Here is a 297-nt window from a genome sequence, read left to right as displayed (position 1 = left end):
CAGGAAGATTCGATACCGAGGATCAGGGCCATGGGGAGCTTTCCCTTAGAGATAAACGCAGGTACGGCAAGCGGCGCATGATCCAGACTTTCCTCCAAGACAGCCCCGCGCAGGCTCCGGCAACCGCACTCCGGCTGGGCACGCGCCAGTCTCCGCTCGCCATGGCGCAGGCGCACGAGGCGCGCGACCGGCTGTGCGCGGCGCATGGATGGCCCACGGAAACGGTGGAAATCGTGCCCGTCATCGCCAGCGGGGATCGCATCCAGGACCGGCCGCTGGCCGAGATCGGCGGCAAGG

1 pseudogene is annotated in these 297 nt (G+C 67.3%); it reads left to right on the top strand.

Annotated features, from left to right (window positions below):
• Positions 1–77: 77 nt before the first annotated feature.
• Positions 78–297, top strand: a pseudogene (locus tag B3547_RS21135) (hypothetical protein); the annotation flags it as partial.

The organism is Novosphingobium sp. UBA1939 (assembly GCF_002336885.1).
Classification (GTDB): Bacteria; Pseudomonadota; Alphaproteobacteria; order Sphingomonadales; family Sphingomonadaceae; genus Novosphingobium.
This window is presented reverse-complemented; position numbering and strand designations above follow the sequence as displayed.